Here is a 12471-nt window from a genome sequence, read left to right as displayed (position 1 = left end):
AGCATGGCATTCATCGCTTGATGGTGTTCATGGGTGAGCTTATGCTGATATTCACGTTTAAACACCTCAAAATGCTCAGACAGTAAATCGATAAAGTGCATTACTTGTCCCTCCATGTGAGGTTAAGGGAATCAGTTAAGCTGTTGATGGTCTCGCGTGTGGATTCAGATTTAGTGTCGGTGAGTTTGGTGTAAATGAGGGTGGTATTGAGACTGTTGTGACCTAAAGCAACTTGAATGCTGCGCAGGTCGACACCTCGTTCAAGCAGGTGTGTGGCATAGCAGTGACGTAACGTATGAGGACTGATTTTTTTTAAAAATGCCACAGTCACGAACAATGGCTCTTAATGCTTTTTGAATTCCACCTCTGTCCATTTGCTGGTTAGGGTCATGGTTCTTGCTCGGAAATAACCATTTAGGATGTTGATGCGTTTTCCAAAACGTGCGAAGTATCGCAAGAGTTCGCCTGGGCAGTGGCACAAAACGGTCTTTACCGAATTTACCGTCACGCACATGCACCTTCATGTTGGCACTGTCGATATCACCAATTTCAAGATTAATCGCTTCACCCAAGCGCAGTCCTAACGAATATACCCATGATACTTGAAGATGCATGTTTCAGGACTTTTTCAGCGCCAATTCTTTGAGGCGCATTAGCGAAGGAATATCGGGATTCTTTCGAGCTAATGTAACAATGAAGAATTGTCGCTGAAAAGTCCACACAGTGCGAGTTGCACAGCGTGTTACTCTGTGTTGCCAGTGCTAACAATAGCTCACTATTGCCGCACACTATCGCCTTGATTAACAAGCTGTGCATTCTCGCTGAAATCGAGCATCTTCTGGTATCATGGGTATACAAGGTAAGTAAGAACACTTGATAGCGTAACTGCCGAGTACGACTGATGACTAAGCCAACCTCATCAACGGATAAAATATCCGGCAAGCGTTTTACCTGTGGCGGTTTGTCGCTGTCCAGCCACTGCCACTGCTTATCAAGGGTGAATTTATAGAAGAACTGCAACCCATTACGGTCAATTTTAACTGTGCTCCAAGAGTGCGATTTGATAAGCGCATTAAAATACTGCTTAAGCTCTTGCTGAGTCAGGTTATCAGGGCAGCGGTCAAAATGCGTGACGATACGCCGAACCGCACGACTGTAACCATCAATGGTCGCAGGGCGCTTGCCTTGTAATGTTAAGTTGGTAAGATGTTGTTCATAAAGAAAATCAAAACGTTGTTGTTCGTAAGGGCTCATAGCCATACTCCTAAACGTTGACAGCGATATTGCTGCCAAAGAAGTATGAACGATATCGTTGATTGATATGATTAATTGTTGTTTATCAGCAGTTTCTGCCTCAAAGCGGCTTGGTTCAACAAGTCGCTCAAAGTGGACGCAAAACAGTTGGCTTGCGCTCATTCTTCGCTAATTTTAGCCAACAATTTTGCGCCCGTTAGCGAGGCGTTATGAGTACATGGATGAATCGACTATTCGGCAACAATGTAGTAAAAATTGAAGCTCCTCAAGATAGAAGCGAGCTTAAGTTTGTCGTACTTGATGACGACGGTGACTTCGACTCTATCAATGTTCGTTTTTTCAATTCTGACAATTCGCCTATCACAATCGACTTTTCGGATTTATCAATTGGAATGCTTTACGATCCTGATACTGAGTCAATGAATTTAGGTGAATTTGAGTATGTAAAGTCAATAGAAAATGGCTTTGAAATATTTGGTGACTTCGGAATTATTTGGGTATATTGTGATTCAAGCTCACCACAGCTATAAGTACTCATAATAAATAAGGATAGGCGTAGCGCAGCCTGCGCCTTATCTGGTTGTTGAACCAGCCCGACGCTACTTATATATGCAAATATATCAGAAATGATTTTGTGATATGAGTGAGCCATTTTTCAGCTCACTTTTGTTTAGATATGACTCAGCCTTAGTGGCGCATCTATGATGCTTATTACCACTAATACTCTGCTGCATTAACTTGTCTTTTTCTGTTTTTATTACCCTCTACGTTAAATTAGTGCCATTATCCTTATTATCAAATGTGCGACGAGCGTCAGCCAAAGGCGCTTGAGCGAACGATACCCATAAACTGCATCGGTTGTTGACACTGCCGACATAAGCACTGGGCTTTTTTACGCATGATAGGTTCAATGATGCTGAAGTCCAGTTTGCCCGCCATCATCAAACACAATTGTATCTTCTTCAGTTTCTTTCTGGCTCCTCCATGCAATAAGCCGTAATCTCGCACTCGCCGAAAGCCTTTAGGGATAACGTGTTGCAGTATTTGCCATAAGAATGTCAGTACAGGCAAGGTTTTGATTTTCTTTTGCTGAGTTTCACTGTCGGTATAGCGAAAGCTGACTTCAGTATCGGTCGCGTTAATGATGTCTCTGTCAGGTAATACACCACGATACAAATATCGAATTACGGTCAATTTTAACTGTGCTCCAAGAGTGCGATTTGATAAGCGCATTAAAATACTGCTTAAGCTCTTGCTGAGTCAGGTTATCAGGGCAGCGGTCAAAATGGGTGACGATACGCCGAACCGCACGACTGTAACCATCAATGGTCGCAGGGCGCTTGCCTTGTAATGTTAAGTTGGTAAGATGTTGTTCATAAAGAAAATCAAAGCGTTGTTGTTCGTAAGGGCTCATAGCCATACTCCTAAACGTTGACAGCGATATTGCTGCCAAAGAAGTATGAACGATAGCGTTGATTGATATGATTAAATGTTGTTTATCAGCAGTTTCTGCCGCAAAGCGGCTTGGTTCAATAAGTCATTCCAAAGGACAAAAAACAGTTGGTTTTTGCTCCTCCGTCGCTTATTTTAACCAACTACTTTTTGCCTCTGAATGAGGCGTTATGTGCCACCCAGCATCAACCACGTATACAACATTTATGTTGTGTTTATATCATTAACTTTGTTAAACAAACATTGTCATTGGTAAAGTATTCATTTATATTTAACTTGTGTTTAGTGAATAACCCATAATTTTAGGAGAGCTATTATGGCTATTATTGAAAAGTCAAAGACTTCTCGTAAAACAAAGAAAGTGTTAGGTAAATTTAACTATTCCCTTACTGAAATGAAGAAAGCTGTAAACAGTAAGAAATCTGTTGTGCCTAAAATAAATAACGTAAACGATCTGGAAGCTTGGCTTAACGCATAATAATGTCATACATCTTAGAAGCCTCTGAACACTTTAAAAGTAAATTCAAAAACTTCGATAAAGAACCTAAATCTAAACTCACATTTTTCATCAAAACATTTCAAGAAGGTGGCTTTAACTCTATTGATAATGTAATTATTGATGGTTATAAGATTAGAAATAAATCTTCTGATGACGTACCCACAGATGACCCTAATTGGTTAGAGAAAGTGAAGTACGCACAAGAGCACAAACTATGGCATTATCATGCTGGTTTCTACGACTTAGATTGCGAATTAAAGGGTTACGATATATCTAAAGCTGGGGATTTAACATCTCAGTGGGTAATTCATTATCAAAAGTTGTCTGAGAATAATATCAACATAGTAGACGTTACACCTCACCCGATAACAGAGTTACCATCAGAAGATAAACTTGTGTAATCAACCAAGCACATAATAAATAAGGATAGGCGTAGCGCAGCCTGCGCCTTATCTGGTTGTTGAACCAGCCCGACGCTACTTATATATGCAAATATCTCAGAAATAATTTTGTGATGTGAGTGAGCCGTTTTTCAGCTCACTTTTGTTTAGATATGACTCAGCCTTAGTGGCGCTCTATGATGCTTATTACCACTAATACTCTGTTGCATTAACTTGTCTTTTTCTTTTTTTTATTACCCTCTACGTTAAATTAGTGCCATTATCCTTATTATTTGGTGGTTATCTTGTCAGCCAAAGGCAGTAAATCAACAGTTCAAGATATGAACCAACCAAAGGATGTTCAATATCTTGACTTAAGTAAGAATCCAAACCGGAAGGCAGTTAAAGAATATTGGGAAATCAAAAAGAAATTTATCTCTGGTTATCCAACATCTGCCGCAGAAAAAAGGATATCGGGTTGTGTAGATATTCTTGCAGGAATTGATTCCAAAGGTGAATTATCTGCCGCAAAAATAAACAAATCATATCCGGAAGGTATTTTCGATAAACATGCTTTAGCTTCTCTTTCTAAATGGAAGTGGTGCCTACAGAAAATAACTCGTCAGGACAGCCTGTATTACATTTAATTCAATTGGATTTCACCGTTAAGCCCATGAATAAATAAGAGTGAATATACTGCAAATTGCACTCAAGCCGAGCATAGTGCTTGATAATTAGCTTCAGAGAAGCCAAGTATTGCTTAGATTTTTCATATAATATTTCACAAATTCCATTAACGAACACTTGCCTGTTAAGTGAGCGTTAGGTACTCAATCAACCTATGCATAAACTCAAGCAATCAGCGAAACAATTACTGAAAGAGAAGGAAATGAGTGATAACGCTCGTGAGTATAACGCGGAATTCAAAGAATGAAACGCTAACCTCAAATACATAAAAAACCTAGTAAGCAGTAAAACTGATAGCTAAATAACATCAAGTTAAGTCAATTATGTTGTATCTTTAAATGAAGTGAATTTTTAATAGAGCGCCAAAAGCCTATTTCATGATTTCAGTAAAACCGATGCTTTGTATGGAGTGCTTATGCCTTTTTTTATTATTTCATTAATAATACAAGTTGCTTTAGTTGTTCATATTGTCAAAACAGGCCGAAATACAATGTGGATTTGGCTTGTGATTATGTTGCCTTTAGCGGGGGCAATTGCCTATTTTATTATTGAGGTGTTACCCAGTTTGACAGCTACAAGAACGGCGAGAAAAGCGTCTCGAGGCATGGGTAGTTTTTTCAATCCTAATAAATCGTTTAACCAAGCAACAAAAGAATTGGCCGTTTCTGACACGGTTGAGCACAGAATGCATTTGGCAGAAGAATATTTAGAAAAGCTCGAATATCAAAAAGCAAAAGACTTATATGAAAAGTCACTAGTGGGCATTCACGAAGATGATCCTGATCTTATGTACGGATTAGCACGGAGTGAATACGGCTTGAAAAACTATAAGCATACAAAGCAAATCTTGGATGATTTAATTAAGCAGAACCCAAAGTATAAAAATCAGGAGGCTCATTTACTTTATGCTCAATCTAATGAGCAGTTAGGGAAAGAAAATGAGGCACTTGAAGAATATAAAGTTTTGTCTGAGTATTACTCCGGCGCTGAAGCCAAGTATTGCTATGGCAAGCTTTTACAGAAGCAAGGCGACAAAGCTCAAGCTAAGCTTCTTTTTAAAGAGATTATCGAGTACTCGAAACTTTCGACTCGTCATTATAGAGACTTGAATAAAAAGTGGATTTTGCTGGCTAAACAAGAGTTATAATATGTTTTTTTTTAGGTTAAATGATATGAAAGCATCCGCAGTTAGGTTAAAGCCCGGTGAGGATCTCAAACTCTCTTTAGAAAAGTTTATTAAGCGGCATGAAATTCAGGCTGGTTGCATTTTGACTTGTGTTGGGAGTTTAAAAAATGCTTCTCTCCGATTAGCGAATTCAGAGAATATTTTGTCCAAAGAGGGACCGTTTGAAATTGTCAGCCTAGTTGGGACATTCAGCCTAAACGGAAGTCATTTACACATTAGTATATCTGACGATAAAGGTATGGTAATTGGTGGGCATTTGTTAGAAGGCAATAAAATATTTACCACTGCCGAAGTCGTAATTTTAGAGTTAAATAATCACCAGTTCACCAGAAGCTTTGATGAAAACACAGGTTTTGATGAACTGGTAATAAAATCGATTAAAGATTAATTAACTCATGAAAAAGTTACTTGGTTCTTTACCTGATGTGAAATCAACTGTAAAAGTCAATTTATAAATCTTTCCAGCCTTATTATTGGCTTTGTCTTCGTCTGTCTGGTACTGAAAAGGTACCGTTATCACATTACTTGTTAAATTTTCATTTGGAAGTGTTGCTTGAGGATTACCTAATATACTTGTTATTTCTTGTCCAAGTATCTTACCACTCACAAAAATCTGATTGCCTTTAAAGTGACATTGAAGATTGTTTGCTGTGATAGGATAACCTTCCGCCTTGCTTGAGCAAGTATATATCTTGCCATCGACATTTGTACCGTTGTAGGTTGCTGAAAGTGCGTTTGCTGAAAATAAAACAGCACCTGTAAGAATAACTAATTTTAGATTCATTCAAATTAATCCTGTGAATTGAAAACGGGCTAATGCTATCGGAACCCAACAATAAATTAAATTTGAATTATGCGGTTGTTAAGCAAATGTACAGTTTGAAGTGAATTATTTTAGAGTGATTACACTAAAAAACAGCATTATATAAGTATGATGCTGTTTTTGTTTTATCAATTGCTTACAGTAAATGAAAAAATTTTTTTAAATATTTGTTATCTTCTTTTTCTACGTTTTAATATCGATCGGTACCACAAATATTTGATAACGGTATAACCTAAAATAGATGAAATTATACCTAATACAGCACAACCTAATAAGAACGGCGGGCCGATGGTAGCTAGAGATTGCTCTAGCCAATGCCAAGTGAGTTCAAAATGTACTTCTTGGGTTGGGTGATTAAGAATTTTCGTGCCAAGCCAATATGCGCCATAAAATAAGAATGGCATGGTTGCTGGATTGGTTAACCATACCAGTGCTACTGATAAAGGAAGGTTGACATTAAAAATGATGGCTGCACCTGCAGCGAGAATCATTTGAAAGGGCACTGGAACCCATGCGAAAAACAGCCCGACAGCAAATGCACCTGGAGCTGATTTACGATTTAAATGCCACAAATTTGGGTTGTGAAGTAACTTTCCGAAAATTTTTAAATGCTTATGATCTCGTATGGTATTCGGATCAGGCATGTATTTTTTAATTAATTTCTTTGGCATAGGTCAAATTGCTGTTTAAATAGAAAACTATGAATCGTTTTATGTTTGGCTTTTGTGCCACATCATTATCAGCGATTTTCTGGCCATCACTGCTGCCGTTTGCTTATGTTGCTCCAGGAGTAGTATTGCTACTTATTGCACTCATGCGTAAAGCATGGGTGCTTTCTGGTGCAATGATATCCATTCTCTGGATATCCAGCTTTACGCACTTGCTATTAAATTATCAAACTAATTCAACCACAAACACGATAAACGTTCGTGCCGAAATCATAGCACTTGTGAATCAGGAAAACGAATGGATATCGGCAGATATTCGTTTAATTAATCAGAATTTAATGTTGAAACCCAATCAATTCATGAGAATTTATTGGCGAACAACCAATCCGGCCCAACCTGGGCAAGTCTATGATTTCAAATTAAAACCGAAAAGTATTACTAATGTATTAAACCAAGGAGGGTTTAATCAGCAAAAACATTTCTTGAGTCGGCATATTATTGGACGAGGGAATGTAAAACAAGCGGTTTTAGTTTCTGAACACTTCAGCTTACGAAATATGTTGAGAGAAAAGCTCAAAATGCAATTAACTAAATTAAATAACAGTGATCTAATGTTAGCGTTGCTATTTGGTGATAAAACACAGTTATCATCAGATCGTTGGCAGCAATTACGGCACAGTGGAACAGGGCATTTAATTTCAATATCAGGGCTGCACCTCTCTATAGTCGGCGGTTGGACTCTAATTATCTCATTGTATTTATTATCACAATTAGCGCCCAGCTTCGGTTTAAGGAATTACTATATATCAGTAGCATTAAGTGTGATAACAGCACTTACTTATGCTTATTTAGCAGGTTTTTCTATCCCAACTCAACGGGCCTTGATTATGTTGACGGCGGTACTGGGTTTGAGTGTATTTCAACGATATTCATCTTCATGGGAGCGGTTGTTATTAGCGCTATTTCTTGTACTGTTTATTGATCCCCTTGCAATGTTAAGTTCTGGTTTATGGCTCTCATTCCTTGCGATTAGTGTGATTTTATTGAGTGTTGATTATTTATTGAAAAGTCATGACAACTGGAGTGATACTTCAATGAACTCAAAAATAAAACAGCTCATTTTTGTTCAGTTCAGCATCTCAGTTGTTTTAGGTGTCGTAGGTTGCCTTTTATTTGGTGGTGCAAGTTTGCATTCCATTTGGGTAAACCTAATTGTTGTACCGCTTTTCAGTGTGCTCGTTATTCCTATCACTCTCGTGGGCTTTTTCATTTGGTGTTTTGGTTTAACTTTTTCGAGTCAATGGTTAGTTGGGCTACATTTGGCTGACTGGTGTTTATCTGTTTTTTCGATGCTGATCATTTGGGTCGACAAGTTACCTTGGAGCTGGGTTATTCCTGCTGAGCATCTAGTACCTCCTTTTATTTTGATGGTTATGGGTTTGTTTGGTTTTTGGGGATTAAGGTTTTCCCGCAAAAGATGGTTTTGCCTTTTGTTTATGGCACCAATGTGTTTGCAATTGCTTGCTCGCCATTACGACACAAAAGACGAATGGCGTCTGCATATGCTTGATGTAGGTCAGGGCTTAGCAATGGTGATTGAGCGCAATAACCGAGCTGTAATTTATGACACAGGGGCTCGTTATGGCGATTTTAGCTATGCACAAAGAAGTGTCGTTCCTTTTTTGCAAGCAAGAGGGTTGAGTCAGGTCGATACAATCGTCATCAGTCACGGCGATAATGATCACAGTGGCGGCTTGGAAGTGCTAAAGCAGCATGCGCCCAATACAGAGATTGTTTTCGATAGCGATAAAGTGAAGGCTCGATCTTGCAACCCAAGAACGGAAATATGGCAAGGGTTAAGATTTGAGTTTATGTGGCCAATCACGCCAATTGATTCAAATGATGGGTCGTGCGTTTTAAAGGTTACTGATGGAGATCAAAGTGTATTATTGACAGGCGACATTGAAAAATACGCCGAACAAGAGTTACTTAAGTTAGGTTTAGATTTGAACAGCACTGTGATGCTTGCCCCACATCATGGCAGTAAAACGTCATCAAGCGAGGCTTTTATTGCTGCGGTCAAACCTGAAGTTGTACTAGCCGCAGCGGGTTACCAAAACCACTGGGGATTCCCAAAATCAGAAGTCGTGAGGCGTTATAAACTGTTTTCAGATAAGATCTATGTTTCTGGTAATTCAGGACAAGTCACGCTCACTTTTAATGCAAGTGGACTTGAAATCATGCAATATCGTACAGATATTGCACCATATTGGTATAACCAACTGTTTAAGTTTGCTGAGTTTAGGTAGAATAGGGCTTTATTTTTTATGCCAGCATTTTCAATGACAACATCTACAGAACAACCGCTAGGTCCCGTTTTTAAAAGATTAATGCGTTATCTGTTGCCAATGAAGGCAATGTTTATCGTCGCAGTACTTGCTTTAGCTACTTACGGTATTGTCGATGTTACATTCATGTATTTTATTAAACCCTTTATTGATGAGGGGTTCTCGCAACCTTCGGCAGTCGCTAACGTTGCTGGTGATATTTTACCAACGAGTCAGGGCTTTAATAGCAATAATGAAATGCTGATGAAAGCACCATTTTTTGTGGTTGGAATGTTCTTTATCCGAGGTGTGGCGAATTTTGTTTCGACATATTGCATTTCTTATATGAGCTCCCAGTTGATCATGACTATGCGTCAGCAAGTGTTCGATCACTACCTTAATCTTCCTGTGAGTTATATTGACCGTGAAAATACCGGTAACCTAATTTCGCGCGTTACGTTTGATACAGAGCAAATTGCTCGAGCATCCGGCAGTGCATTGATTTCTATGGTACGTGATACAGTTACTGTCATTGGTATGCTGGGTATGATGTTCCATTTGTCTTGGAAACTGTCGATTTGTATTTTGGTTATTGGTCCACTCATTGGTGTGGTTGTTACAGTTGTAAGTCGCCGATTTAGAAAAGTATCTAAGCAAATTCAATCTGCTATGGGCGGTGTTACTGCAGCAACAGAGCAGATGCTGAAAGGGCATAAGAACGTATTAGCTTTCGGTGGACAGAGTACAGAAAAAGAACGTTTTTCTAAAATAAATAACACTAACCGTCAGCAAAATATGAAGTTAGCTGTCGCACAGGCAATTAGCCAACCTGTCATTATGATCATTGGTTCATTTGCATTAGCTTTTGTCCTTTATGCTGCAAGTTTTGACAGTTTAATGCATGAGTTAACTGCAGGTACGTTTGCTGCTGTTATTGCTGCAATGTTGGCGATGCTTCAACCAATTAAAAATCTGTCTCGCGTTAATGCTGAGTTTCAGCGTGGCTTAGCTGCGTGCACTACGGTATTTGAATTGCTGGACAGAGCACCTGAAGCTGATGAAGGTAAGTACGACATCAAACGTGCAAAAGGGCACCTTGTTTTTGATAACGTGAACTTCCGCTATCCAGAGCAAGAAAGTTTAGCGCTTAAAGGCGTTAATTTTGATGTGCAACCTGGTAAGACAATTGCCTTGGTTGGACGCAGTGGTTCAGGTAAGTCGACCATGGCGAGTTTAATTACTCGTTTTTATTCGGGGCTTGAAAAAGGTGATATTACACTCGACGACGTTAGTGTTAATGATTACTCACTTGCTTCGTTAAGAAGTCAGATTGCGCTTGTTTCACAGCAAGTAACCTTATTTAACGATACCATTGCCAGTAATATTGCTTATGCTTACCCTGGGCAAGTTACACGAGAGCAAATTGAGGAAGCAGCTCGCTTAGCACATGCGATGGAGTTTATTGAAGAGCTTCCTAATGGCTTAGATACCATGGTTGGCGAAAACGGAGTTTTACTCTCTGGTGGCCAGCGTCAGCGTATCGCAATTGCGCGTGCAATGTTACGTAATGCGCCTGTGCTGATTTTAGATGAAGCGACGTCTGCACTAGACACTGAGTCTGAAAAAGCAATTCAAATGGGACTGGACAACTTACGTCATAATCGTACTTCTGTTGTCATTGCGCATCGTCTTTCTACGATTGAAAATGCTGATGAGATCTTAGTTATTGAGCGAGGTGAGGTGATTGAACGTGGAACCCACAGCTCGTTAATTGAAGAAGATGGCCATTACGCTAAGCTCTATTCAATGCAATTCAGCGCATAGGCATTTAGATGCAAGGATTCGTGAATAAGATCTGGTATCAAGGGCATTGGTTGCAATGGGTATTGTTGCCCTTGTCTTGGTTATTTGGGCTTATTACTGTCATTAGAGTGAGTTTATTTAAACTTGGTTTAAAAAAGCAGACTCAGCTTCCCGTTCCAGTGATTATTGTTGGCAATATTACTGCTGGAGGAAGTGGTAAAACACCAATGGTGATTTATCTGATCGAACTGCTTCGTTCACACGGGTATAAACCTGGCGTGATTAGCCGAGGTTATGGCTCTAATGCTGTAGGTGAAGTGTCTGTAACCAATACACATTCAGCAAGTGATGTAGGTGATGAGCCGGCAATGATTTATCAACGTACAAAAGTACCATTTGTTGTTGGCGCTCAACGTTCGAAGGCCGCACAACAATTATTAAATGACTTTGATGTTGATATTATTATCAGTGATGACGGTCTACAACATTACGCTCTAGCTAGAGATATCGAAATTGCCATTGTTGATGGTATTAGACGACTTGGAAATAATCGACTTATTCCTGCCGGGCCATTACGTGAACCAAAAACACGTTTGTCATCAGTTGATTTTGTTGTTGTTAATGGCGGAAACTCGGAAGATAATGAGTTTTCGATGCAGTTAAAGCCAAATAGACCTATTTCGTTGAGTGATGAGAGTCAAAAACTCTGTAAAAATAATGTAGTAGCATTTGCTGGAATCGGGAATCCACAGCGTTTTTTTGATACTTTAATTCAACAAGGTTTTGAACTCGAAGAAACTGTTGAGTTTGAAGATCACCAAAAATACACTCAAATTCAAATTTCATCTATTTCAGATAGTTTACCGATTATAATGACTGAAAAAGATGCTATAAAATGTAAAGATTTTGCTCAATCCAATTGGTGGTATTTACCTGTTGATGCAAAATTACCGTCTAATTTTGATAAAGAGTTGCTTGAGCGGCTTACGAATAAAGATTAAGGAATTATATATGGCTTTTGATAGCAAATTACTCGAAATTGTTGCTTGCCCTGTATGTAAAGGTAAATTGGATTTTGATAAACAAGAGCAAAAACTTATCTGTAAGGCGGATAAACTTGCTTATTCGATCACCGAAGGGATACCAGTGCTTCTAGCCGATAAGGCAGAAAAATGGGACGAGAAGAAATAATACCAATTACTGTAATTGGTATAAGATCCATTTCAGGGAGTTCGAAGCACCACATTGTTGGTGCTTTTTGTTTTTTACTGTGCTCAATTACCGTGCCTTTTTCACCTTTCTGAACTAGAACTGAATAGCGGTTAATTCAAGTTTGAATGACATTTCTTAGATCATTTAATGTTAGCTAAACGTTCGATAAACCCACTGTAG

At 38.9% G+C, this 12471-nt stretch carries 16 protein-coding genes and 1 pseudogene; 10 read left to right on the top strand and 7 right to left on the bottom strand.

Features of this window, described 5'->3' with window-relative positions; genetic code table 11:
• Nucleotides 1-100 precede the first annotated feature (100 nt).
• Genes JQC92_RS22905 through JQC92_RS12440 form a run of 3 tightly spaced genes read right to left on the bottom strand, consistent with a single transcriptional unit; the run spans nucleotide 101 to nucleotide 1254 of the window.
• The gene (locus JQC92_RS22905) at nucleotides 101-325 is read right to left on the bottom strand and encodes a tyrosine-type recombinase/integrase (protein ID WP_338049512.1); all 225 of its coding nucleotides are present in this window, start codon (nucleotides 323-325) and stop codon (nucleotides 101-103) included.
• Nucleotides 261-572 carry a tyrosine-type recombinase/integrase gene (locus JQC92_RS22900; RefSeq protein WP_276315799.1) on the bottom strand — a complete coding sequence of 104 codons (312 nt, stop codon included), beginning with the start codon at nucleotides 570-572 and terminating at the stop codon, nucleotides 261-263. The genes JQC92_RS22905 and JQC92_RS22900 overlap by 65 nt, the downstream gene beginning before the upstream one ends.
• Nucleotides 565-1254 (bottom strand): site-specific integrase, encoded by a 690-nt coding sequence (locus JQC92_RS12440; RefSeq protein WP_204999961.1) that lies wholly within the window; start codon nucleotides 1252-1254, stop codon nucleotides 565-567. Before JQC92_RS12440 ends, JQC92_RS22900 begins: the two co-directional genes overlap by 8 nt.
• A 209-nt stretch (nucleotides 1255-1463) precedes the next feature.
• Between JQC92_RS12440 and JQC92_RS12435 the strand changes: the two genes are divergently transcribed.
• The gene (locus tag JQC92_RS12435) at nucleotides 1464-1784 is read left to right on the top strand and encodes a hypothetical protein (protein WP_239480543.1); all 321 of its coding nucleotides are present in this window, start codon (nucleotides 1464-1466) and stop codon (nucleotides 1782-1784) included.
• 283 nt (nucleotides 1785-2067) lie between these two features.
• On the opposite strand, the pseudogene JQC92_RS12430 reads toward JQC92_RS12435, so the two are convergent.
• Both JQC92_RS12430 and JQC92_RS12425 read right to left on the bottom strand, forming a co-directional pair.
• A pseudogene (locus JQC92_RS12430) lies at nucleotides 2068-2436 on the bottom strand (transposase); the annotation flags it as partial.
• Nucleotides 2408-2668 (bottom strand): phage integrase N-terminal SAM-like domain-containing protein, encoded by a 261-nt coding sequence (locus JQC92_RS12425; protein WP_204999959.1) that lies wholly within the window; start codon nucleotides 2666-2668, stop codon nucleotides 2408-2410. The pseudogene JQC92_RS12430 and the gene JQC92_RS12425, both read right to left, overlap by 29 nt.
• Before the next feature lie 354 nt (nucleotides 2669-3022).
• Between JQC92_RS12425 and JQC92_RS12420 the strand changes: the two genes are divergently transcribed.
• The 5 genes from JQC92_RS12420 to JQC92_RS12400 all read left to right on the top strand — a co-directional run bounded on the left by JQC92_RS12420 (nucleotide 3023) and on the right by JQC92_RS12400 (nucleotide 5846).
• Nucleotides 3023-3184, top strand: coding sequence for a hypothetical protein (locus JQC92_RS12420; RefSeq protein WP_204999958.1), 162 nt, complete (start codon nucleotides 3023-3025; stop codon nucleotides 3182-3184).
• Nucleotides 3185-3186: 2 nt separating this feature from the next.
• The gene (locus tag JQC92_RS12415; protein ID WP_204999957.1) at nucleotides 3187-3606 is read left to right on the top strand and encodes a hypothetical protein; all 420 of its coding nucleotides are present in this window, start codon (nucleotides 3187-3189) and stop codon (nucleotides 3604-3606) included.
• A gap of 284 nt (nucleotides 3607-3890) precedes the next feature.
• Nucleotides 3891-4232, top strand: coding sequence for a TonB family protein (locus JQC92_RS12410; protein WP_204999956.1), 342 nt, complete (start codon nucleotides 3891-3893; stop codon nucleotides 4230-4232).
• 455 nt (nucleotides 4233-4687) lie between these two features.
• On the top strand, nucleotides 4688-5419 hold the full coding sequence (locus JQC92_RS12405) for a tetratricopeptide repeat protein (protein WP_204999955.1): 732 nt from the start codon (nucleotides 4688-4690) through the stop codon (nucleotides 5417-5419).
• Between the two features lie 25 nt (nucleotides 5420-5444).
• A complete protein-coding gene (locus tag JQC92_RS12400) occupies nucleotides 5445-5846 on the top strand; it encodes a PPC domain-containing DNA-binding protein (protein ID WP_204999954.1) in 402 nt (133 codons plus the stop codon).
• Here the strand turns inward: JQC92_RS12400 and JQC92_RS12395 are convergent, their stop codons facing one another.
• Nucleotides 5847-6242: a hypothetical protein gene (locus JQC92_RS12395; protein WP_204999953.1), complete on the bottom strand. Its 396-nt coding sequence runs from the start codon at nucleotides 6240-6242 to the stop codon at nucleotides 5847-5849. It abuts the gene before it with no gap.
• A 209-nt stretch (nucleotides 6243-6451) separates the two neighbouring features.
• Nucleotides 6452-6952, bottom strand: a complete 501-nt coding sequence (locus JQC92_RS12390; RefSeq protein WP_129947940.1) for a DUF2062 domain-containing protein — start codon at nucleotides 6950-6952, stop codon at nucleotides 6452-6454.
• A gap of 29 nt (nucleotides 6953-6981) precedes the next feature.
• Between JQC92_RS12390 and JQC92_RS12385 the strand changes: the two genes are divergently transcribed.
• Genes JQC92_RS12385 through JQC92_RS12370 form a run of 4 tightly spaced genes read left to right on the top strand, consistent with a single transcriptional unit; the run spans nucleotide 6982 to nucleotide 12270 of the window.
• On the top strand, nucleotides 6982-9258 hold the full coding sequence (locus JQC92_RS12385; RefSeq protein WP_204999952.1) for a DNA internalization-related competence protein ComEC/Rec2: 2277 nt from the start codon (nucleotides 6982-6984) through the stop codon (nucleotides 9256-9258).
• A gap of 33 nt (nucleotides 9259-9291) precedes the next feature.
• Complete coding sequence (gene msbA / locus JQC92_RS12380; RefSeq protein WP_204999951.1) at nucleotides 9292-11100, top strand: lipid A export permease/ATP-binding protein MsbA; 1809 nt, start codon at nucleotides 9292-9294, stop codon at nucleotides 11098-11100.
• An 8-nt stretch (nucleotides 11101-11108) separates the two neighbouring features.
• The gene (gene lpxK, locus JQC92_RS12375) at nucleotides 11109-12080 is read left to right on the top strand and encodes a tetraacyldisaccharide 4'-kinase (protein WP_204999950.1); all 972 of its coding nucleotides are present in this window, start codon (nucleotides 11109-11111) and stop codon (nucleotides 12078-12080) included.
• 10 nt (nucleotides 12081-12090) lie between these two features.
• The gene (locus JQC92_RS12370) at nucleotides 12091-12270 is read left to right on the top strand and encodes a Trm112 family protein (RefSeq protein ID WP_129947937.1); all 180 of its coding nucleotides are present in this window, start codon (nucleotides 12091-12093) and stop codon (nucleotides 12268-12270) included.
• Nucleotides 12271-12471: the final 201 nt, after the last annotated feature.

Origin of the sequence: Parashewanella hymeniacidonis (genome assembly GCF_016900895.1) — a bacterium.
Lineage (GTDB): Bacteria > Pseudomonadota > Gammaproteobacteria > Enterobacterales > Shewanellaceae > Parashewanella > Parashewanella hymeniacidonis.
Note: the sequence above shows the minus strand (reverse complement) of the source record. Positions and strands in the feature narration are given on the sequence as shown.

Excerpts from the sequence above, each read along its gene's own strand:
- JQC92_RS12415 (WP_204999957.1), top strand. The coding sequence starts at position 3,187 with ATGTCATACATCTTAGAAGCCTCTGAACACTTTAAAAGTAAATTCAAA.
- lpxK (WP_204999950.1), top strand. The coding sequence starts at position 11,109 with ATGCAAGGATTCGTGAATAAGATCTGGTATCAAGGGCATTGGTTGCAA.
- JQC92_RS12440 (WP_204999961.1), bottom strand. The coding sequence starts at position 1,254 with ATGAGCCCTTACGAACAACAACGTTTTGATTTTCTTTATGAACAACAT.
- JQC92_RS12425 (WP_204999959.1), bottom strand. The coding sequence starts at position 2,668 with ATGAGCCCTTACGAACAACAACGCTTTGATTTTCTTTATGAACAACAT.
- JQC92_RS12390 (WP_129947940.1), bottom strand. The coding sequence starts at position 6,952 with ATGCCAAAGAAATTAATTAAAAAATACATGCCTGATCCGAATACCATA.
- JQC92_RS12395 (WP_204999953.1), bottom strand. The coding sequence starts at position 6,242 with ATGAATCTAAAATTAGTTATTCTTACAGGTGCTGTTTTATTTTCAGCA.
- JQC92_RS12400 (WP_204999954.1), top strand. The coding sequence starts at position 5,445 with ATGAAAGCATCCGCAGTTAGGTTAAAGCCCGGTGAGGATCTCAAACTC.
- JQC92_RS12385 (WP_204999952.1), top strand. The coding sequence starts at position 6,982 with ATGAATCGTTTTATGTTTGGCTTTTGTGCCACATCATTATCAGCGATT.
- JQC92_RS12420 (WP_204999958.1), top strand. The coding sequence starts at position 3,023 with ATGGCTATTATTGAAAAGTCAAAGACTTCTCGTAAAACAAAGAAAGTG.
- JQC92_RS12405 (WP_204999955.1), top strand. The coding sequence starts at position 4,688 with ATGCCTTTTTTTATTATTTCATTAATAATACAAGTTGCTTTAGTTGTT.
- JQC92_RS12370 (WP_129947937.1), top strand. The coding sequence starts at position 12,091 with ATGGCTTTTGATAGCAAATTACTCGAAATTGTTGCTTGCCCTGTATGT.
- msbA (WP_204999951.1), top strand. The coding sequence starts at position 9,292 with ATGACAACATCTACAGAACAACCGCTAGGTCCCGTTTTTAAAAGATTA.
- JQC92_RS12435 (WP_239480543.1), top strand. The coding sequence starts at position 1,464 with ATGAGTACATGGATGAATCGACTATTCGGCAACAATGTAGTAAAAATT.